The 20,876-nt window shown below is 65.1% G+C and carries 20 protein-coding genes and 1 tRNA gene; 18 read left to right on the forward strand and 3 right to left on the reverse strand.

Going from position 1 to position 20,876, the window contains the following annotated elements; all coding sequences use genetic code 11:
- The first annotated feature begins 48 nt into the window (after positions 1-48).
- The 11 genes from AB7535_RS10995 (at position 49) to AB7535_RS11045 (ending at position 9,620) form a co-directional block, all read left to right on the forward strand.
- Positions 49-969: a dihydrodipicolinate synthase family protein gene (locus AB7535_RS10995; RefSeq protein WP_439036251.1), complete on the forward strand. Its 921-nt coding sequence runs from the start codon at positions 49-51 to the stop codon at positions 967-969.
- A 27-nt stretch (positions 970-996) separates the two neighbouring features.
- Positions 997-2,436, forward strand: coding sequence for an FAD-binding oxidoreductase (locus tag AB7535_RS11000; RefSeq protein WP_439036252.1), 1,440 nt, complete (start codon positions 997-999; stop codon positions 2,434-2,436).
- Positions 2,437-2,438: 2 nt separating this feature from the next.
- Positions 2,439-3,545 carry a four-carbon acid sugar kinase family protein gene (locus AB7535_RS11005; RefSeq protein ID WP_439037330.1) on the forward strand — a complete coding sequence of 369 codons (1,107 nt, stop codon included), beginning with the start codon at positions 2,439-2,441 and terminating at the stop codon, positions 3,543-3,545.
- Complete coding sequence (pdxA, locus tag AB7535_RS11010; protein WP_439036253.1) at positions 3,542-4,579, forward strand: 4-hydroxythreonine-4-phosphate dehydrogenase PdxA; 1,038 nt, start codon at positions 3,542-3,544, stop codon at positions 4,577-4,579. Before AB7535_RS11005 ends, pdxA begins: the two co-directional genes overlap by 4 nt.
- Positions 4,580-4,592: 13 nt before the next feature.
- On the forward strand, positions 4,593-5,723 hold the full coding sequence (locus AB7535_RS11015; RefSeq protein WP_439036254.1) for an iron-containing alcohol dehydrogenase: 1,131 nt from the start codon (positions 4,593-4,595) through the stop codon (positions 5,721-5,723).
- A gap of 58 nt (positions 5,724-5,781) precedes the next feature.
- Positions 5,782-6,753 carry a Bug family tripartite tricarboxylate transporter substrate binding protein gene (locus tag AB7535_RS11020; RefSeq protein ID WP_439036255.1) on the forward strand — a complete coding sequence of 324 codons (972 nt, stop codon included), beginning with the start codon at positions 5,782-5,784 and terminating at the stop codon, positions 6,751-6,753.
- 102 nt (positions 6,754-6,855) lie between these two features.
- A complete protein-coding gene (locus AB7535_RS11025) occupies positions 6,856-7,137 on the forward strand; it encodes a hypothetical protein (protein WP_439036256.1) in 282 nt (93 codons plus the stop codon).
- A gap of 152 nt (positions 7,138-7,289) precedes the next feature.
- Positions 7,290-7,610, forward strand: coding sequence for a hypothetical protein (locus AB7535_RS11030; protein ID WP_439036257.1), 321 nt, complete (start codon positions 7,290-7,292; stop codon positions 7,608-7,610).
- 143 nt (positions 7,611-7,753) lie between these two features.
- Positions 7,754-8,767 carry a DUF6056 family protein gene (locus AB7535_RS11035; RefSeq protein WP_439036258.1) on the forward strand — a complete coding sequence of 338 codons (1,014 nt, stop codon included), beginning with the start codon at positions 7,754-7,756 and terminating at the stop codon, positions 8,765-8,767.
- A 4-nt stretch (positions 8,768-8,771) separates the two neighbouring features.
- Entirely contained in the window at positions 8,772-9,143 is a 372-nt protein-coding gene (locus tag AB7535_RS11040) for a hypothetical protein (RefSeq protein ID WP_167767991.1), read from the forward strand.
- Between the two features lie 403 nt (positions 9,144-9,546).
- A tRNA-Gln gene (locus AB7535_RS11045) sits at positions 9,547-9,620 on the forward strand.
- A 162-nt stretch (positions 9,621-9,782) separates the two neighbouring features.
- Here the strand turns inward: AB7535_RS11045 and AB7535_RS11050 are convergent.
- A complete protein-coding gene (locus tag AB7535_RS11050) occupies positions 9,783-11,606 on the reverse strand; it encodes a caspase family protein (RefSeq protein ID WP_439036259.1) in 1,824 nt (607 codons plus the stop codon).
- A 205-nt stretch (positions 11,607-11,811) separates the two neighbouring features.
- Between AB7535_RS11050 and AB7535_RS11055 the strand changes: the two genes are divergently transcribed.
- The 6 genes from AB7535_RS11055 (at position 11,812) to AB7535_RS11080 (ending at position 17,181) form a co-directional block, all read left to right on the forward strand.
- Positions 11,812-12,174, forward strand: coding sequence for a DUF1428 domain-containing protein (locus AB7535_RS11055; protein WP_439034653.1), 363 nt, complete (start codon positions 11,812-11,814; stop codon positions 12,172-12,174).
- A gap of 368 nt (positions 12,175-12,542) precedes the next feature.
- The gene (locus AB7535_RS11060; RefSeq protein ID WP_439036260.1) at positions 12,543-13,796 is read left to right on the forward strand and encodes an ABC transporter substrate-binding protein; all 1,254 of its coding nucleotides are present in this window, start codon (positions 12,543-12,545) and stop codon (positions 13,794-13,796) included.
- A gap of 63 nt (positions 13,797-13,859) precedes the next feature.
- Complete coding sequence (locus tag AB7535_RS11065; protein WP_439036261.1) at positions 13,860-14,723, forward strand: branched-chain amino acid ABC transporter permease; 864 nt, start codon at positions 13,860-13,862, stop codon at positions 14,721-14,723.
- Positions 14,724-14,736: 13 nt separating this feature from the next.
- A complete protein-coding gene (locus AB7535_RS11070) occupies positions 14,737-15,708 on the forward strand; it encodes a branched-chain amino acid ABC transporter permease (protein WP_063983868.1) in 972 nt (323 codons plus the stop codon).
- On the forward strand, positions 15,698-16,465 hold the full coding sequence (locus tag AB7535_RS11075) for an ABC transporter ATP-binding protein (protein WP_071914964.1): 768 nt from the start codon (positions 15,698-15,700) through the stop codon (positions 16,463-16,465). Before AB7535_RS11070 ends, AB7535_RS11075 begins: the two co-directional genes overlap by 11 nt.
- Positions 16,462-17,181, forward strand: coding sequence for an ABC transporter ATP-binding protein (locus AB7535_RS11080; RefSeq protein ID WP_166352472.1), 720 nt, complete (start codon positions 16,462-16,464; stop codon positions 17,179-17,181). Before AB7535_RS11075 ends, AB7535_RS11080 begins: the two co-directional genes overlap by 4 nt.
- Here AB7535_RS11080 and AB7535_RS11085 read toward each other — a convergent pair.
- On the reverse strand, positions 17,163-17,828 hold the full coding sequence (locus tag AB7535_RS11085) for a TetR/AcrR family transcriptional regulator (protein WP_439036262.1): 666 nt from the start codon (positions 17,826-17,828) through the stop codon (positions 17,163-17,165). The genes AB7535_RS11080 and AB7535_RS11085 overlap by 19 nt on opposite strands.
- Positions 17,829-17,933: 105 nt before the next feature.
- Between AB7535_RS11085 and AB7535_RS11090 the strand changes: the two genes are divergently transcribed.
- Positions 17,934-20,222, forward strand: a complete 2,289-nt coding sequence (locus AB7535_RS11090) for an arylsulfatase (protein ID WP_439036263.1) — start codon at positions 17,934-17,936, stop codon at positions 20,220-20,222.
- A gap of 85 nt (positions 20,223-20,307) precedes the next feature.
- On the opposite strand, the gene AB7535_RS11095 is transcribed toward AB7535_RS11090, so the two are convergent.
- Positions 20,308-20,874: an invasion associated locus B family protein gene (locus AB7535_RS11095; protein ID WP_063983864.1), complete on the reverse strand. Its 567-nt coding sequence runs from the start codon at positions 20,872-20,874 to the stop codon at positions 20,308-20,310.
- Positions 20,875-20,876 lie beyond the last annotated feature (2 nt).

Genomic DNA, 20,876 nt, shown 5'->3' on the forward strand with positions numbered 1-20,876 from the left:
CAAATGTTCGCATTCCGAACAACATCGTTCTGACGATCGGAGGAAGTTTTGTCGACATCATCGCTGCACCCTCATGGCGTGTTCTCCGCCGCGTTGACGCCGCTCGACGCCGAGCTTGCTCCCGATCATGCGCGCTTTGTGGACCATTGTCGCTATCTGCTCGACGAAGGCTGCGACGGCATCGCGATGCTGGGCACGACGGGTGAGGCGAACTCCTTTTCGGTGGCCGAACGCACCGCGCTGCTCGAGGCGGTGGTGGCTGCCGGCATCGCGCCGCGGCGGCTTTTGCCCGGCACCGGCGTTGCCGCGCTCAGCGACACCATCGCGCTGACGCGCCACGCACTCTCGGTCGGCGTCGACACCGTGGTGATGCTGCCGCCGTTCTACTACAAGAACGTCACCGATGACGGCATCTTCGCCTCCTACAGCGAGGTGGTTCAGCGTATCGGTGATGCGCGTCTGAAAGTCGTCCTCTATCACTACCCGCAGATGTCGGCGCAACCGATCTCGCATGCACTGATCGAGCGGCTGCGCAAGGCCTATCCGGCCACGTTCACCGGCATCAAGGATTCGTCCGGTGACTTCGCCAACATGACCGCGATGGTGGAGCGCTTCCCCGGCTTCGCGGTCCTCGGCGGCGCCGATCCGTTGATGCTGCCGCTGCTGCGCAAGGGCGGCGCGGGCTGCATCACCGCGACCTCCAATGTCGTCGCGCGCAGTCTTGCCTATGTCTTCAAGCACTTTGGCGACAGCGACGACGATCCGGCGCTCAAGGCGGCGCAGGCGCGCATCGTGAAGGCGCGCGAGCTGGTCTCGCAATTTCCGCAGATGGCCTCGCTGAAGGCGCTGGCGGCCGATCGCACCAAGCATGCCGGATGGCAGCGGCTGCGGCCGCCGCTGGAGTCCTTGCCGCCGAACCAGCTGAAAGAGCTGCTTGCGAATGCTGCGGCATTCGCAGCCTCGGCCTAGGCTCGGTACGGACGACGAGGCGATCTGATGTCCGACTCATTCCAGGATGCATTGGCCGGGCTCGCCGCGATCGTCGGCGACAAGCACGTCATCGCGTCCGGAGCCGACCAGGAGCCTTATGTGGTGGACTGGCGCGGGCGCTATCGCGGCCGCGCGGTCGCGGTGGTGAAGCCCGGCTCGACCGCCGAGGTCGCCTTCGTCGTCAAATACTGCGCCGACAGGCGCCTTGCGATCGTGCCGCAAGGCGGCAACACCGGCATGTGCGGAGCCGCGACGCCGGACGATCACGCGGGCAATGTCGTGATCCGGCTCGACCGCATGCGAGCCGTGCGCGACGTCAGTCCGCTCGCCAATACGATCACAGTCGAGGCCGGCTGCATTCTCGCCGAGGTCCAGAATGCGGCGCGTAGCGTCGATCGCTACTTTCCCTTGAGCCTGGGTGCTGAGGGTTCCTGCCAGATCGGCGGCAACATCTCGACCAATGCCGGCGGCACGGCCGTGCTGCGCTACGGCCCGACGCGCGATCTCGTGCTCGGGCTCGAAGCCGTGTTGCCCGACGGGCGTATCTTCAACGGCCTGCGCGCGCTGCGCAAGGACAACACGGGTTACGCGCTCAAGCAGCTCTTCATCGGCGCGGAAGGCACGCTCGGCATCGTCACCGCGGCGGTGCTGAAACTGTTCTCGCCGCCGCGCAGCTCGGCGCTGGCGCTGGTGAAATTGCAGGGTGTCGCGCAGGCACTCGAGATCATGCAGCGCCTGCGCGGTATGGTCGGCGACCGGCTCGGCAGCCTCGAAATCATGTCGCGTTCGCAGATCGAGGCGATCGCCGAGACCGTGCCGCATGTCACCATTTTGTTCGAGCTGACGACGCCGTGGTACCTGATCGTCGAGTTGACGGACACGCTCGCGGGCGTCGATCTCGACGAGCCGCTCGCCACGGCGCTGGCGGATGCGATGGAGGCCGGCATCGCCGAAGACGTCATCCTGGCCTCCAACCTCGCGCAGGCGAAAGCGATCTGGGCCGTCAGGCACAGCGTGTCCGAAGGCAACAAGCGCAGCGGTTATGTCGTCTCGCACGACAGCGTTGTGCCGCTGGAGCGCCAGGCGGACTTCGTCACCAATGTCGAGGCGCGGATCATGGTCGCCGTGCCGCATGCCCGCGTGGTGATGCATGGCCATATCGGCGACGGCAACATCCACGTGATCGCCCTGATCGACCGTGCGCATTGTCAGGAGCCGGCGACGACCGCCGCCCTGGTGGCGCAAATCAATGAGATCGTCGACGATGAGACCGCAGCGCAGGGCGGGGCGATCAGTGCCGAGCACGGCATCGGGATCACCAATCGCGTCCGGCTGGCCCGTGTCGCCGATCCGCTCGATATCGAGCTGATGCGCGGCATCAAGCACTTGCTCGATCCGAACGGCCTGATGAACCCCGGCAAGATCTTTGGCGCGGGAGCAGCATGACGATGACGGTCGTGCGCCTGCTTGCCGACGATCTCACCGGCGCGCTCGACACCGCGGCGGAGTTCGTCGGCCTGTGCGGACCGTTCGACGTCACCTGGGCGGATTCGCCCGCGACTCCGGACGCGCAAAGCCTCGCGATCGACAGCGGCACCCGCGAGCGGTCGAAAGCCGACAGCGTCGAGATCGTCGGACGGCTGGCGCCGCAGCTTCAGGGTGGGACGATCGCCTACAAGAAGGTCGACAGCCTGCTCCGCGGTGCCTGGGCGGCCGAGCTCGGCGCCTGCCTGCGCGGCGGCGATTGGGCCTCGTGTGTGGTCGCGCCTGCCTTCGACTATCAGGGACGCCGCACCGTCGGCGGCCAGCAATTCGCGCGCACTGTACAGGGTGACTGGCATCGCGTCGGCGGCAACCTGCTGGACCAATTGAAACTGGAAGGTATCGAGGCGCGGCAGGGCGGCCCTGACACGCTCGCGCAAGGCGGCGTTCAGGTGTTCGATGCCGAGAGCGACATCGACCTCGATCGCGTCGTCGACATGGCGCAGCGTATGCCGGGGCCGGTGCTCTGGTGCGGAAGCGGCGGGCTGGCCGGCGCGCTCTCCCGCGGCCATCGCGCCGATGCGCCGAGCCGGCTGAAGCGGCCGGTGCTTGGGCTGTTCGGTTCCGACCAGGCCGCCACCGCCTCCCAGCTCGCAGCATGTGGCGAAGCCACCATCGCGTTGGCCGAAGGTGAGGGGGGCGCAGGCGTTCAACGCAAGCTGGCTGACGATGGCGTGGCGCTGGTGAAATTCACGCTCGCGGATGGCCTTTCGCGCGCTGAGGCCGCCCAGCGGATCGCGCGCGAGCTGACAACGCTGATTTCGGCGCTCGATCCGCCCGGAACCTTGATCGTTGCTGGCGGCGAGACCTTGAAGGCCGTATGCGTTGCGCTCGGCGCGCATGCGCTCCAGGTGACGGGGCGTATCGTGCCGGGGCTGCCGCGCTCGGTGCTGCAAGGCGGCCGCTGGGCCGGCGTCGGCATCATCTCGAAGTCCGGCGCGTTCGGCCCCAGCGAGCTGTGGCGCGATCTGCTCCGGGACAATCATTTGCTCAATACGGGGAGCCCGACATGACCTCTCGTCATCTTGCCATCACCATGGGCGATCCGGCCGGGATCGGCCCGGAGATCATCGTCAAGGCCTGCGTCGGGCTGAAGGACCGGATCGCGACAGGCGATCTGCGCATCCTGATCATCGGCAGCGGCGCCGCGCTCGATGGTGCCAAGGCCGCGCTCGGCGCTGCCGTTGCGATTCCGGAGGTGAGAGCTGACGATGCTGACTGGCCGAACCTCTGTTTCCTCCAGGCGGATGTCGAGGGCACCCCGATCAAGCCCGGCGTCTTGAGCGCCGACGGCGGCCGCTTTGCCTACAAGGCGATCGAGCAGGGCGTGCGTCTGACGCAGGCCGGGCGGACCTCCGCGATTGTCACCGCGCCGCTCAACAAGGAAGCACTCAACAAGGCCGGCTATCACTTCCCTGGCCATACCGAGATGCTGGCGCACCTCACCGGCGTGCGCGGGTCGGTGATGCTGCTCGCCCACGGCAACATGCGCGTCAGCCATGTCTCGACCCACGTGGCGCTGGAAGACGTGCCGAAGCGTCTGACGCCGGAGCGTCTGCGCATGGTGATCGATCTCACCAACGAGGCCTTGCTGCGGCTCGGTATCGCCAAGCCGAAGATTGCGATCGCCGCGCTCAATCCGCATGCCGGCGAGGGCGGTCTGTTCGGCCGGCAGGATATCGACGTTTCGGCACCGACGATTGCCAAGGCCGTCGCCGATGGCCTCGACGTCGTCGGCCCGGTGCCCGGCGACACCATCTTCGTCAAGCTGCGCGCCGGCCAGTACGATGCTGCGGTCGCGATGTATCACGACCAGGGGCACATCCCGGTCAAACTGCTGGGCTTCCAGGTCGATCCCGCGACCGGGCGCTGGCAGGAGCTCTCCGGCGTCAACATCACGCTGGGCCTGCCGATCATCCGCACCTCCGTCGATCACGGCACCGCCTTCGACATTGCCGGCAAGGGCATTGCCAACGAGCACAGCCTGATCGAGGCCATCGACTATGCCGAGCGGCTCTCCGCCGGCGTCTCCGCCTCCAAGTCATGAGATCTAGCGCACGATGACCAACGCCTTCACGCCCATCGAAATCCAACGTCCCACCATCCTGGAATTCGGCAACGGCACCATCACGGCTGCTGCGCGCTTCGCCGAGCGGATCGGCGCCAGGCGGCCGCTGGTGATTTCCGATCCGTTCAATGCGCGCCGCGTCGATGCGCTGGCGCTGCCGGGCGCAGTGAAAGTGTTTGGCGACGTCAAGCCTGAACCGGACCTGCCTAATCTGGAGAAGGCGGTGGCGATGGCGAAAGAGGTCGCGCCTGATCTCGTCGTCGGCTTCGGCGGCGGCAGCGCGATGGATCTCGCCAAGCTGGTCGCGGTGCTCTGCACCAGCGACGTGGCCTTTGCCGATATCGTTGGGCCGGAAAAAGTCGCCGGCCGCAGCGTGCCGCTGATGCAGATCCCGACCACGTCGGGCACCGGCAGCGAGGCCGGCACCCGCGCGCTCGTCACCGATCCCGTCAGCCAGAACAAGCAGGCGGTGCAGAGCCGCTTCATGCTTGCTGATATCGCCATCGTCGATCCTGATCTCACAATGACCGTTCCGAAGGAGGTCACTGCGGCCACCGGCGTCGATGCGCTGGCGCATTGCGTCGAGGCCTACACCAGCCGCAAGGCGCATCCGATGATCGACCTTTATGCGCTCGAGGGCGCGCGGCTGGTCGGGCAATATCTCAAGCGGGCGGTCGCCGACGGCGGCGATCGCGAGGCGCGCGCGGGTCTCTCCCTGGCCTCGCTCTATGGCGGCTATTGCCTTGGACCGGTGAACACCACCGCCGGGCATGCTGTCGCTTATCCGCTGGGCACGCGCCATCATGTCGCGCATGGGCTCGCCTGTGCCTTGATCTTCCCGCACACGCTGGCCTTCAACATGCCGGCAGTCGAGGCGAAGACGGTCGTGGTGCTGGCGGCGCTCGGCCTGCCGGCGCAGAACGATGCGAAGCTCGCATTCGACGCCACTTACGAGTTCTGCAAGAACCTCGGCATCGAGATGCGTCTGTCCGCGCTCGGCGTGCCCAAGGACGACCTCGGCGTCATGGCCGACGAGGCCCATGCCATTCGCCGCCTGCTCGACAATAATCCGCGAGACCTCGGCCGGGATGCGATCCTGAACATGTACGAGGTCGCGTTCTAGTCACCTCCGCCGCGCGCGGCACCCAATCAACAAAACAGTAGCAGTAGAGGAAACTTCGATGAGATCGATGTGGCTTGGTCTTGTGTCAGCCGTGCTGCTGGCGACGTTGCCGGCAAAGGCGCAGGACGGCTATCCGGCCAAGCAGGTGACGGTGATCGTCCCCTTCGCCGCCGGCGGTACCGCCGACATCTTCGCGCGCATGGTGTCGAACCATCTGCAAGTGAAGCTGGGCAAGCCGTTCGTGGTCGAGAATGTCGGCGGCGCCGGCTCGATCCTCGGCGTGACGCGGCTGGCGAAATCGGCGCCTGACGGCATTACGCTCGGGCTTGCCAGCACCTCCGCGCTCGCGATCAACCCCACGCTCTACGGGCCCAAGCTCAGCTACCAGCCGGACAGGGACCTCGTGCCGGTCGCCCAGATCAGCGTCGTGCCGAACGTACTCGTCGTGAACCCCAACAAGATCAAGGCGCGCACCGTGCCGGAGCTGATCGCCTATCTGAAGGCGAACCCGGACAAGGTCTCGTTCGGCTCGGCCGGCGTCGGCACCTCGCAGCATCTTGCCGCCGAACTGTTTCAACAGATGACCGGCACCAAGATGGTGCATGTGCCCTACAAGGGCTCCAGTCAGATGCTGACGGATCTGTTGAGCGGCCAGATCGATCTTGCCTTCGACAACGTGCCACTGCTGCTGCCGCAGGTGAAGACCGGCCAGCTCGCGATGCTCGCCACTGCAACGCCAAAGCGCGCCGCCTTCGATCCGGAAGTCCCGGCCGTCGCCGAATTCCTGCCGGGCTTCGAAGCGGTGGCCTGGCACGGCTTCTTCGTTCCCGCGGCCACGCCGAAGCCCATCGTCGAAAAGCTGTCGGGCGAGATCCGCGCCTTCATGCAGCAGCCGGAGACGGTGCAGAAGATGGCCGAGCTCGGCGCGGCCGCGGTTGCGGTGGATTCTGAACCGTTCAAGATCTACATCGCTTCCGAGACCGAGCGGTGGAAGAAGGTGATCGAAGCGGCGAATATCAAGCTGGAATAGGGGTGGTAGCTTATCCGGAGATGACGATCGGGTCGCTGTCGGCTCGGCTTCCTCACGAGCCCCCGCCGCTTCAAGGACGTGTTCGACGGGTCGGCGTTTCTGGTGTCGATAGTGATCGGCTGCGTGGCGGGGATCTCCGCGGGGCTTATGGTCGAGCCGAAGGAAATCGGCCGGCAATTTCTCCTGAGCGTCCTGGCGGCCGGGTACGCTGGCGCTGACTTCATCGACGCGTTCGTGAAGAAGAGCGTCCCCGACATCAACAAGGTTGCGGAAGCCTCCAAGGCCGTCGGCGGGCCGGAAAACTTGCCGGCCGTGAAGGCGCTTGGCGGTGAGGCTCCGGCCGTCGCTAACGCGATCCGCGCCAAGGCGGCAGCCGAGACTTGAAAGTCTGGTCGGAGGGTGAGGCGGTGATCGGGTGGTTTGGTGGGGCCTGATGTCGGTCCGTCCGGCTGCGCCGATTTCACAGGCGAAAGGCCGGCGCCGCGCGTCGGGACGAGGGGCGGACAATTCGCAGCTTGGCAAAGGAGAGACGTGTCATGACTGTCCTGCTGAGAAACACCTTCAAGGCCTGGATCGACCGGGCGCCGGGCGCGCCGCCCAAGCTGGTCATGGTCGGCGACGTGAGGGTACCGAGCGATGGCTGGCAGGCCCGGCTGACCAGGCGCTCGCCGCAGGGGATCAATCCGAAGATCCTGATCCTCGACGTGAAGACGCAGCAGCCGGGCGGCGAAGCGCAGGAAGCGATCACCACGATCCCGCTCCGCTACGAGGAGAGCCCGCCGCAGGACGAATACGGCCAGGTGATGATCGCGAACGGCAAGGCTGAGATCGTGGTTCGAGTCTGCGGCTCGAACTAGCCTTTCGATTGTTTGCCCGCGGAACCTTGTGATCTTCTGTGCCGCGTTGCATAACGAGGGTTGCATTCGGGGCTGTTCGCTCTCTCGTTGCTGCCGCTTTGTTCTGTCGATTTGGGGGATTTCCTGTGCGCCTCGGAAGCCGCATGCCGGACGTGATGCCTATCGTGGCCGCTTCTGTCGCTCTCTTCATCCTGCTCTGGCTCGCGTCCATCGCGCTCTATGCGATGCCTGAATCCGACGATTATTGCGTGACGAACCGCGTCAACAGCATGGGTCTCGTCGGAATGGTCAAATCCTATTATTTGCACCAGATGGGCCGACTGACCTCGCTTGTGGCGATCGCCGCCCCCGCCGTTGTCAGCAAGGTGACAGGCGTCGATTACGTGGTCGTCTATCCGGTCATACTCATTTGCGGCATGGCCATCTTCTTGGCAGTCAGTGTTTATTGGGCCGGTCGAATGTGGACCGGCCTGTCGTGGCCAGAGAGATTTTTGGCGGGTGCAATGCTCTGCGCGGCGAGCTTCGTTCTGGCGATCAGTCTGCGGGAGATGCTTTACTGGATCTCGGGCAGTGCGTCCTACATGGTTCCCGCCCTCTTCGTGATCATCATCCTCGTCGAGCTGGTGCGGTCCGCAGCGAACGAGACCGTGCTCTCGACCGGCCAAATCGTCGTTCTCTCCGCAATCGGCTTCCTGGGTGCTCTGGCCAACGAGTTCACGCCATTTTGGATCGTAGCCCTCGTCGCCGGTTCTGCCCTTTATCGCGCGTTCTACCATCCTCGCCCGCAACTGGCGGGCCATGCAGCGATGCTGACGGCGACCTTCATCGGACTTGCGATCCTGCTTTTGTCACCGGGGAATGCGGTCCGGATGGCGGCATATCCGGAGGGGGGGGAAGATCGCCGCTTCTTTCTCGATGGGGTTGTACTATCTGTGGCTCGAGCTGGTTCGGCACTACACCGAATCTGCGACGTGGGCCTGGCTCGGTTTCGTGGCGTTGTTTTCGGTCTTCGTGGTGCCTTCGCAACCGAGGCCGGCGGCGCGGCTGCTGGTCTTGATCGTCGGGCTCGTGGCGGCGGTGCTCGCTGGTCTCTACACCGCTTATGTCATTGCCTATTTTGCGACGGCGGAGGATCTCGCGACGCGAGGGCGGAATGAGGTGGTGGTTTTTCTTCTTGCCGGAGGGGGCTGCGTCGTCGCCCTGGCTGCCCGCTTCCTTCCCTCCCTGGGCCATCATGCCCATGTTCGCATGACGGCCCTGGTGGCCTGCGGGCTCCTTTCTTTTTTGCTCCTCGATAGCGTCGCGCTGGGATACGTCCGCGCCGAGGAGTCGCAATTCGCGACCTTCTGGAGCGAGAGTGTCCAGAGGCATCAATTTCTTCGGACGACGAAGGACCTGGATGTTGTCGTCCCCAAGAGATCGGTCAAGCCGTCCATGCTGATGGACGGTGAGCTAACCAAAAATCCGGGCCAGCTGCCGAATGATTGTGTCGGTGAATTCTATGGCAAGCGATCCGTGGTCTTGGGCGACTAGGTCAGCGGATCAGCCTGTAAACCCTCCCGCGCTTCGTTGGGGCGATCGCCGGCTGCGGCGTGCCGGCGTCGAGCGCGCGCATCATGCCTGGGTAAAGCCGACAGACCATGCCCATTGATCGACGTGAAGCGGCACGCCGGCGCGCCCGTTGATCGTGGCATGTGGACGTCGTCGAGGCAGGCGTGGCAGGTCTCCTGGTGCTGATTGCCGGAGCCGGCCGCGGGTGAGGGCGGACATGCCGCTACGGCGCGAACGCAGCGAGAACAAGCTGCGATGCTTACAGAGGGGCTAGACCGCGAACGCCGGCGCGGCTATATGAGCGCCAGCGCGCCGCTGATTTGCAAAACTTTTGCTGCGGCTTGCAAAATTTCCGAAGAAAGTCTTGTGATATCAAGCACTTCGGTGGGGAATGGTGTAACGGTAGCACAACAGACTCTGACTCTGTTTGTCTTGGTTCGAATCCAGGTTCCCCAGCCAGTTCCGGGCGATTTACCCAGATCATAACCTGCTCTGAATCGGGCCCGCGCCGCGAGCCTGACGTGCCGTCGGCAGTCCGCGCCTTTGGTCGGTCCGGCCTCGGCGCGTTGGCCGGACTCATGGTGCCCGCGATGCGCCGCGCGGCGATGCAAGGCGAAATGACTAGCGGCGCTTCTTCCGGCCTGTCTTGGCGGCACGCTTTTTCGTCGCCCGTCGCTGGCCGCGACCTGCATCTGCCGCGCCCCATGGAATTTTCGCGCTGACGCGGGTCTTGGCGCCGACGAGATTGGGCGTCTGGTTGTATTTGAGGCGACGGAGTTTGGCCGTGACGAGCTCGCTCAGCTCCTGGAACGACGGATTGGCGCCGCGGTCTCGTTGTTCGCGCAGCACCTTCGCCATGCAGAACGTGTAGGCGCCATACGACGTGACGCCGTCACGATATTCATAGGACAGCTCCTGCTCCTGGCAGGCCTCGAGGAGAATCGGCAGATAAGGACCGTGATGCCCGAGTTCGGCCCGCGTCTTGTTGTATGCCTTGTCGGGCTGGGTGCGGAGCGCCATGCTGCGCCCGAGCCGCTCCGTGGCGCCGTTGTCGCCGAGATAGTCGGCGCCGTTCTTGCTCTTGCTCAGGCTCTCGTTGAGGGGAGGGAACTCGCGCGGCACCCACATGCCTTCGCTTGCCTCCCACCGCAGCGCCCGGTGGCGGATATCGTCGGGCGGCGTCAGGCCGCGGATGCGCGGACCACCGTCACGTGTCATGCCGCCGGAATGGCAGCAGTCGAGCATTGCGACGAAATAGCAGTCGTACGGAAGCTGCGAGTAGAGCTGGCTGAACTGGCGGTCGAGAATCGCGTGCTCGGGCGTCCAGTCGAAATCATAGGGGACCAGGCACTCGTCGACGCTATCCGGTGCGCCGCTCGGGCTGTACCTGGGAATCTGGGCGCCATGGCCCGAGTAGAACAGCATACGCTCGTCGCCGTCGCGGACGCCCTCGAGCAGCCAGTGAAGCCTTTCCATGATGCCCTGCGCCGTCGCCCGCTCATTGAGCACGACGCGTATTTCGTCCGCCTTGAAGCCGCTTTCCTGTAGCACCGAGCTCATGAGGAATACGTCGTTGACGCATCCTTCGAGCCTGTCCGCGGGTTTGGGATAGTCGTTGATGCCGATCAGCAGGGCGCGGCGGGTCGGCCGGGTGTCAATGCGGGCAATCCCCCGCGCGGCGCTGACGATGGAGCGGGACGTCGGCACCGGGACCACGTCGTGCCAGACGGTGGCGACGGTCTCGGGGCGCGACAGGTACCAGGTCGCGTTGTGATTCAGGAGATCGTTGGGGACATCGAACGGTGTCAGTACCTGCTGAAAATTGTCTGCGGCGATCTCGAGCGGATAGGTGAGAACGTGATCTTCCCGGTTGAACAGATGGTACCATTTCCGGCAGGGAAGGTCCTGAATGCGGCCTGCGAAGACGTCGCGCACCGCGGGATTGCCGATCTGCGAGCCGAACGTGACGAAGACCTTGTCCCTGATCGCAGCGGGGTTGCGCACGAACGTGTCGTAGCAGATCAGCGAGCCGAGGCTGTGAGCCAGGACAACGTCGTAATTGCCGCTCTTCAGCTTGTCGAGGACTGCGCTGCGCAGCGCGGCCTGCAGCTGCTCATCCACCGACCACTGGGCGACCATGCCCGCGGTCCATCTAATCAGGGTTGGTACATCTTCGAGGCCGCGCGTGCCCGAGAGCAGATCACCGATCCCATGGACTGTCGCGCTCGCCAGCAGTTTCGCCAGCGCGATGCCATAGGTGACGAGGTTGGGCGGGCTCTTGTCGAACAGGTCGTCATACGAGAGGAAGTCGATGGCCGGGTTGAGGCTCTGATCGACGGACTGGACGGCGCGTATGATCGCCTCGGACCATGACTTTCGAAACTCGGCGTCGATCTCCGCGTGACCGACGCCGTGGACACAAAGCAATGACAGGCGGGTGCTCATGAAAGCTGCCTTCTCAACTGCAATCTGAAGTAGCCGATGTGCGAGCGCAAACGTCCGGGATGATGTCACGGCGCGGCGAGCTTCAAATGTGAAGTAGCGCACGAAATCCTCGCGACAGTTTGCCTCACCTTGCGGGTGGGATGACGAGTCGGATCGCCGTGCGCCGCTACGTCCTTGGGGCAGGCAACCCAAAGGAGATCCCGTGATGCCCTATGTCGATGGTTTCGTGCTGGCCGTGCCGAAGGACAAGATCGAGGCCTACAAGGCGCTGGCGCGAAACGCCTGCACCATATGGATGGAGCACGGCGCGCTCGACTACGTCGAGTGCATCGGCGACGACGTGCCCTATGGCGAATTGACCTCATTTCCGCGTGCGGTGATCGCGAAGGAGGACGAGGTCGTGGTGTTCTCCTGGATCGTCTACCGTGACCGGGAGACCCGCGATGCCGTCAACAAGAAGGTGATGGCCGATGAGCGGCTCAAGGGCGCCGACATGCCCTTCGACGGCAAGCGCATGATCTATGGCGGCTTCACGACGCTGCTGCGGGCGAGCGACGTCGTCGGCTGACGGCGTTCGCAGGGTGGGTTGGCGACAGCCTCACCCACCGCCTCTGCGTTCGCGGAAACAGACGGGGGCCGGGTTACGCCAGCGGACTGCGCTTGGCGCAGTCGCAGTGTTAACCCATCCCTGCAGATGGCAATGACGTCCGCCGTTCGGGTTACCGCGTTCGCGCCGGGCGACGCCGGATTTGAACGCCGCCCGCGCCGGCGCGTTCGCTGCCTCCCATGCAGCATTGCGCAAGTCCGTTTCGTCTTGCCGGTGTTCGGCTGGCATGCCATCCTAGATCCACCAGGCATAAACAAACGGAAGCGGGCGCTTAGCCTGCAGCTTCCAAAATAGCTTGGTCGGGGAAACCCTTTGGGAGGTCTGATTTGATGAATTTCAAGCACGTCACCGGGCTGTTTTGCGCAGCCGCGATGTTCCTTGCGCTGGGCTCCGGCGCGCAGGCCCAGGACAAGGTCGTCAAGATCGGCGTCATCATGCCGATGTCCGGCGGCACTGCCTCGATCGGTGCGCACGCCAAGGCGGCGCTCGAAGTCGCCATGGATATCATCAACAACGCCCATCCTGAGCTTGGCAATCTGCCGCTGGCGAAGAACGCCGGCCTTGCCGGCCTCGGCGGCGCCAAGATCGAGGCTGTGTTCGCCGACAACCAGGGCAACCCGGCGACGGGCCAGAATCAGGCGCTGCGCCTGATCACGGAAGAGAAGGTGGCGGCCGTGTTCGGCTCCTACCAGTCCGGCGTCACGCTGACGTCGAGCGCGATCGCCGAGAAATACGGCGTTCCCTTCCTGAACTCGGAATCGGTCGCCGCCAATCTCACCGAGCGCGGCTTCAAATGGTTCTTCCGCACCACGCCGATCGCGACCGATTTCGCCAAGATCTATGTCGACTTCCTCGCCGACATCAAGGCGCAGGGTGCCAAGACCGACAGCGTCGCGGTGGTCCATGACAACACCGAATACGGCACCTCGGTCGCCAACACGATCGCCGGCGCCTTCAAGGAAAAGGGCCAGCCGATCGCGCTCGACATCGCCTATCCCGTCAATGCGACCGACTTGCAGGGCCAGGTGCTCCAGCTCAAGGACAAGAAGCCCGACGTCGTCATCATGATCAGCTACACGTCGGATGCGATCCTGTTCGCCAAGACCATGCAGTCGCTCGACTACAAGCCGGCCGTGCTGCTGGCCGACGATGCCGGCTACTCCGATCCGTCCTTCACCAAGGCGGTCGGCAAGATCTCGCAAGGCGTCTTCAACCGCTCGTCCTGGGTCGTGGGACCGCCGGGCTCGGCGTCCGCCATCATCGCCGACATGTACAAGAAGAAGAGCGGCGAGGAGATGGACGACACGGTCGCCCGGCAGATGCAGGGCTTCTTCGTGCTGGCCGATGCCATCGACCGCGCCGGCTCGACCGAGCCTGCAAAGATCCAGGCCGCGCTGAAGGCGACGGACCTGAAGCCCGAGCAGCTCATGATCGGCTACAAGGGCGTGAAGTTCGACGACAAGGGCCAGAACATCCTGGCTTCCGGCGCCATCATCCAGCTCCAGGATGGCGAGAACTACGTCGCGGTATGGCCGAAGGCCAATGCCGAGAAGGCGCCGGTGCTGCCCTACAAGGGCTGGTGAGATTGACGGCGGGACCGCGCGTCCCGCCTTTCCCAGAATGTTTTGATCAGAGCAACGCAGCTCATGTCCTTCGTACTCGTGCAGGTGATTGTCGGCGGGCTTCTGCTTGGCGCCGTCTACGCCCTGTTTTCCTCTGGCCTCACGCTGGTGTGGGGCATGATGAACATCGTCAATTTCGCGCATGGCGACTTCGTCATGCTCGGCATGTACGTCGCCTATGTCGTCTATACGCTGATGGGGGGAGGGCCCATCCTCGGTGCGCCGCTGGCGACACTGGTGCTCGCGACCGTCGGGGTCGTGGTCTATTTCGCCCTGATCCGCGACATCATGAAGGGGCCGATGCTGGCGCAGATCCTCGGCACGTTCGGGCTCGCGCTGCTGCTGCGCTATTCCGTGTTCTGGTGGTTCGGCGCCAACTTCCTGTCGATGCCGTCGAATATCGTCGGCGGCACCTATGCGTTTGCGGGCCTGCGCATCGAAGCCTCGCGGCTGCTTGCCGGTGTCGTCGCGCTGTTGGTGACACTCGGTCTCCATCTGCTCCTGACGCGCACATCGCTTGGTTCAAAAATGCTGGCGGTGGCGGAGGATCAGACCGCGGCTCAGCTCATGGGCATCAGGCCCGATACCATGCAGGCGATCGCCTGGGCCATAGCGGCCGGGGCCACCGGCCTTGCCGGCGCGCTGATCGCGAACTTCTTCTACATCGTGCCGACGGTCGGCGAGACACTCGGCATCGTCGCCTTCGTCACGGTGTCCCTCGGCGGCTTCGGCAGCGTGCCCGGCGCGCTCGTCGCGGGCCTGTTGATCGGCGTGATCGAGTCGCTCTCCGGTTATCTGATCGGTGCGGTCTACAAGGACATCGTCGTCTATGTCCTGTTCCTGTTCTTCCTCTGGTTCCGGCCGCAAGGCCTGATGGGCAAGCTCTGATGAGAAAGCTGCAATGCGGCGCTTGATCTGGCTCTCGATCGTCGCAGCACTGGCAATTGCCTATCCGTTGCTGCTGTCCTCGCCGTTCCAGCAGCGCCTGGGCGCGCTGGTGCTGCTCTATGCCATCGCCGCGTCGGCCTGGAACATCGTCGGCGGCTATGCCGGCCAGGTCTCGGTCGGCCATGTCGTGTTCTTCGGCTGCGGCGCCTATGCCGCGATGGGATCTTACGCCAAGTTCGGGCTGTCGCCGCTGTTCGGCATCCCCGGCGGCATCGTGCTGGCGGTGGGCTTAGCCGCGATCATCGGCGTGCCGACGCTGCGGCTGTCGGGTCACTATTTCAGCATGGCGACGATCGCGGTCGCCGAGACCGTGCGGCTGATCGTCACCAACACCGACTGGCTCGGCGCGGCCGTGGGTCTTTCCGGTCCAACGGTCCCCCGCAACATCTTCGATCTCTCGTTCCTGTCGTCGCTGCCGTACTACTACCTCTTCCTGGTCGTCCTCGTGATCACGCTGTTCATCACCTGGTGGATGACCAACAGCCGCATGGGATTCTATCTGCGCGCGATCAAGGATTCCGAGAGGGCCGCACGTTCCCTGGGCGCACCCGCGAGCCGGACCAAGCTCTACGCCTACATGCTGAGCGCGGCGCTGACGAGCGTTGCCGGCGCGCTCTATGCGATGATGTTCGGCTTCGTCGATCCCGAGTCCGGGCTCGGCATCCTGATCTCGGTCAAGATCCTGATCATGGCGGCGCTGGGCGGGGCGGGGTTGCTGTTCGGTCCGCTGGTGGGAGCCGCGATCCTCGTGCCGCTGGAGGAGATCTCCAACAGCTGGCTTGGCGGCAAGGGGGCCGGCCTCACCTTCGTCCTGTATGGCGCGATCATCGTGCTGATCGCGCGCTTCCAGCCCGGCGGCCTGCTCAGCCTGTTCATGGGACGACGCAAGCCCGGCGCAGATAAGGGAGCCGGCCATGCTCCTTGAGGCGCGCGGGATCACAAAGGCGTTCGGCAGCTTCAAGGCGGTGGACGATGCGTCCGTCACGCTGGAGCAGGGCGATATTCTCGGCCTGATCGGCCCGAACGGCGCCGGCAAATCCACCTTCTTCAATTGCCTCACCGGCGACCTCAAGACCACCTCGGGCCGCGTGCTGTTCGAGGGGACCGACATCACCGACTTCGCGCCGGAGCAGCGCGCCGGGCTCGGGCTTGCGCGCACCTTCCAGGTGCCGCAGACCTTTGAAGGCATGACGGTGCTCGAGAACGTCATGATCGGCGCCTTCCTGCGCACCTCGCATCGCCACGAGGCCGAGACCAGGGCGCGCGCGGTGCTGGAGCGCGTCGGCATGAGCAGGCTTGCGGATGCGCCGGCGCGCTCGCTGGGCACGCCCGGCCGCAAGCGGCTGGAGATCGCCCGCGCACTTGCGACCGAGCCGAAGGTGCTACTGCTCGACGAGGCCATGGCCGGGCTCAACGCCCACGAGGTGAGGCTCGCCATCGATCTCGTGCGCGACATCCACCGTTCCGGCATCACGCTCGTCATCGTCGAGCACATCATGGAAGTGATCATGTCGCTCGCGAGCCGCGTGATGGTGTTTCACCAGGGCAAGGAGATCGCCCGCGGCTCGCCGCGCGAGGTCACCTCGAACCCGGCGGTGATCGAAGCCTATCTCGGCAAACGCGCGGCGAAGGCCGCGGCCGGCCATACGCCGGTCGAGCTGATGGGCGGGCGGGACCTATGAGCGGCGCGCTTCTTCGGATCGAGCACCTCGAGGTGCGCTATGGCGACCTCATCGGTGTCTCCGACGTCTCGCTGGAGGTGCCGGAGGGCAGCGTCGTCGCGCTGCTCGGCTCCAATGGCGGCGGCAAGACCACGACGCTGAACGCAATCGCGGGTCTCATTCCCGTGCATTCCGGATCGATCAGCTTTCGCGGCGAGGACATCGCCGGCCAGAAGGCCTTTGCGATCGTGCGCAAGGGGCTGGCGCTCTCGCCGGAGGGCTGGCGGCTGTTCGTGCAGCAGAGCGTCGAGAACAACCTCCTGCTCGGCGCGACGCCGCTGCACGACAAGTCGCGCCAGGCCAATTTGCTCGAACGCGTCTACGAAATCTTCCCGCGCCTGAAGGAGCGCCGCAACCAGCGCGCCGGCACGATGTCCGGCGGCGAGCGGCAGATGCTCGCGGTCGGCCGCGCGCTGATGAGCGATCCGAAGCTATTGATGCTGGACGAACCGTCGCTCGGCCTCGCGCCGGCGGTCGTCGAATCCATGTACGAGACCTTCGGCCGCCTGCATCGCGAGGGCCTGACCATCCTGCTCGCCGAGCAGTCGATCGAGCTCGCGCTGGAAGTCTCGGACTTCGCGACCGTGCTCCAGGTCGGCAAGAGCGTGCTGTCCGGCACGGCCGCGGCGCTCGCACAGGACCCGCAGGTGCAGAAGGCCTATCTCGGCGTCGACTGATTGATCTCCGCCTGGAGCAACAGCAACAGGCAACCGGCCAGCCGCGTCTCCATCTCTTTTGATCCAAGCGACAGCGGCCCGGGATCGTTGAGGATCGCGTTCACCAGCGTGCCCAGCACGACCTGAAAGCCGAAGGCGATCGTGCGGATCTTGGCGGCGTTGCGTCCCTTGCCCATGGCCGGGAGCAGGAGAGGGGTCGCGCGTTCCGTCGTTGCCTTCGCGAGGGCCTTGAACGGCGTCCATTTGTCCGGACGGGTGTCATCGTGCTGAAGCGCGGCGCGCAGCACGCCCTCGTGGTTGCGCATCCAGGCGATGATCCCGCTGACGATGGTGTGGCAGAGCTTGTCGAGGTCCGTATCCGGTGACGGTCGCCGCATGTCGCCCAGCCGCTGTTCGCCGTCGCGCGCAGCCAGCGCCATCAGTGCGTTGAAATAGGCCTCCTTGCTCTCGAAGCGGCTGTAGAAGGCGCCGACGGTGGCGCCGACCTCGGTGCAGAGCGCCTCGATGGACAGCTCGGCAAGGCTGCGCGTGCGCAGCATGTCGGCGCCGGCGCGCAGCAGCGCCAGGGTCGTCTCGCGGCTGCGCTTCTGGCGCGACGGGGCAACGCCGGGCAGGTCGAAATCCGGTTCGTCCGAGCTTGGTCGCATCCGCCCTTGCATCCGTCAAAAACAGTAATCATAATTCGGATTATAATTTAGGCGTGGCCGAGCCGCGGGTCAACCGCAGCCGCCGGGCAACATCGGGAGGAGCAGATGAGCGCAAACAGCGGCACGCCGTTCCGCGGCACCGTCGGCAAGACGGTCGCGGAGTCGAAACCCTGGTGGCCGGAGGCGCCAAGGCCGCCCGAGGGCGCGCCGAACATCCTGGTCGTGCTGTTCGACGACGTCGGCTTCTCCGATTTCGGCTGCTATGGCTCGACAATCAAGACGCCGACCATCGACCGGCTCGCCGCGGAGGGGCTGCGCTACTCCGGATTCCACACCACGGCAATGTGCTCGACGACGCGCGCCGCGCTGCTGACAGGACGCAATCATCACTCGGTCGGCGTCGGCTGCCTTGCCAATTTCGATTCCGGCTATCCCGGGTACCGCGGTAAGATCGCGCGCGAGGCGGGGACGCTGGCCGAGATGCTGCGCCACCATGGCTATCGCAACTACATGGTCGGCAAATGGCACGTCACGCCGCTGACCGAAAGCGGAGCCACCGGCCCGTTCGACGGCTGGCCGCTCGGCCGCGGCTTCGACCGCTTCTACGGCTTCCTCGATGCCGAGACCGACCAGTACGCGCCGGAGCTCGTCTCCGACAACACGCATATCGATCCACCGGGCACGTATGCGGACGGCTATCATCTGACCGAAGATCTGATCGACCAGTCGATCCGCTTCATCGGCGACCATGTCGCTGACCGTCCTGACGTTCCCTGGCTCACCTGGGTCGCACTTGGCGCCTGCCACGCGCCGCATCAGGCGCCGGCCGATATCATCATGAGCTATGATGCCGAATTCGCGCACGGCTGGGACGTCGAGCGCGAACGGCGTCTGGCACGCCAGAAGGCGATGGGGCTGGTGCCTGAGGGAACGCGGATGCCGGCGCGCAACGACGGTGTGAAGCCGTGGGAGGAGCACTCGACCGATGAGCGCCGCGTCTTCACCCGCCTGCAGGCGGCCTTCGCCGGTATGCTCGATCATTCCGATCGGCATCTTGCACGACTTGTCTCGTTCCTGGAAACGGCCGGCATTCGCGACAACACCGTGATCATCGTGATGTCCGACAACGGTGCGAGCCAGGAGGGCGGGCCGCTCGGCTTCGTCAACGCAATGGGGCCGTTCAACTTCAAGCCGGAGCCGATTGCGGAGAAGCTCGGCCGCATCGACGACATCGGCGGGCCCGACACCCACAGCAATTTCCCGCATGGCTGGGCGATGGCGTCGAACACGCCGCTGCGGCGCTACAAGCAGAACACCCATGGCGGCGGCATCCGCGATCCCTTCGTCATCAATTGGCCGAAGACGATCGCAGGCAAAGGCGAGCTGCGGCACCAGTTCGTCCACGCCTGCGACCTCACGCCGACGCTGCTCGAGCTGATCGGCGTCGAGTCGCCCAGCACGATCGCGGGGTGCCCGCAGATGCCGCTGGAAGGCGAGAGCTTTGCGCGCTCGATCGCGGATGCGTCCGCGCCCTCAAAAAGCTCGCCGCAATATTTCGAGATGTTCGGCCATCGCGGCCTCTGGCAGGGCGGCTGGAAGGCGGTCGCCTTCCATCCCTCGGGCACGCCGTTCGAGAACGACAAATGGGAGCTGTTTCATCTCGACCAGGATTTCTCCGAGACCGACGATCTCGCCGCAAAGGAGCCGGAGCGTCTGGCAGCAATGATCGCGACCTGGTGGGCGGAGGCCGAGAGGCACAAGGTGCTGCCGCTCGACGACCGTTTCGGGCCGCGTTTTGCCGAGAACGCAGCGCGCTTCCACGGTGCACGCCACCATTTCGTCTTCCACGCCGGCATGGGCCACGTGCCGACCGATGTCGCGCCTGACGTGCGCAGCCGCAGCTATACGATCGAGGCGCATGTCGAGATCGACGGGCAGGGCGCCGATGGCGTGCTGATCTCGCATGGCGATGCGACGTCAGGCTACAGCCTCTACGTCAGGGATGGCCATCTCGTGCACGACCTCAACATCGGCGGCAGCCACCAGATCGTGCGGTCGGACCGCAAGGTGCCGTCAGGCGCGCGGCGGCTCGGCGTGTATGTCGAGCGGCTCGTGCGCAAGGAGCCGCCGGCCAAGGGGGCGCGCACCGGCGTCACCGAATATACGCTGCTGATCGACGGCGGGCCGGCGGGGTCGCTCCAGACCCAGCTCGGCTTCCACACGCTGATCTCGTGGTCCGGCCTCGACATCGGCCGCGACCGCGGCAGCCCCGTGTCGCATTACGAGGCGCCGTTCGAGTTCGAGGGGCGATTGCTGCGCGTCACCGTCACCATGCACGACGACCAGAAGCTCGACGGCGATGCCGTCGGCAACGCGCAGATGGCGCGGCAGTAGGGACGGGAGGTTGGGCGGCGAGCACCGGTGTCATGTCCCGCCTAGTGCGCAATCGCGCACAAGGCGGGCGATGACAGTGTGGGCCTTACTTGATCTTGTCGTAGGCCGCCGCGAAATCGCCCAGCGGCATCGGGATCGCGATCGCCTCCTTGGCCATGTTCTGGAAGGAGACCTTCAGCTGCTTGCCCGACCGCAAGGCGGCGAGCAGGTCCGCCGCGATCGGCGTCGAGGCGTAGCAGCCGCGGTTCTCGCAGGTCTGGATCTGAAGGTCGAATGTCTTGCCCTCGTCGACCTGGAGCTTGGCCCCGACGGGCAGGTTGAGGCCGAGCGGCAATTGCAGCAGCGCCACCGGCGTACGGGTGTCGGGCGCGATGCGGATGTTGATCAGGACGATGGTCTGACCGGTCTTGGTCAGCACGGCGTTCTGCTCCATCGCGCATTCCAGCGGCGCGTCGCGGCTGACGCTGGTGCAGCGCACGACCCATCCGGCTTGCTGCGCACCGTCAGCCTGCGGCTGGGTCGGAGCTGGCGCGGGCTGTGCGGCCGGTGCAGGGGAAGCGGCGTTCTTTTTGGCGCTCTGCTGGGCATACGCGCCGCCTGTCGACAGCAGAAGGGCGGCGGCGAGGGCGACAAGTCTGGATTGCATGGACATGG

The sequence above is a fragment of the Bradyrhizobium sp. 956_D2_N1_4 genome (genome assembly GCF_052076025.1).
GTDB classification, from domain to species: Bacteria; Pseudomonadota; Alphaproteobacteria; order Rhizobiales; family Xanthobacteraceae; genus Bradyrhizobium; species Bradyrhizobium barranii.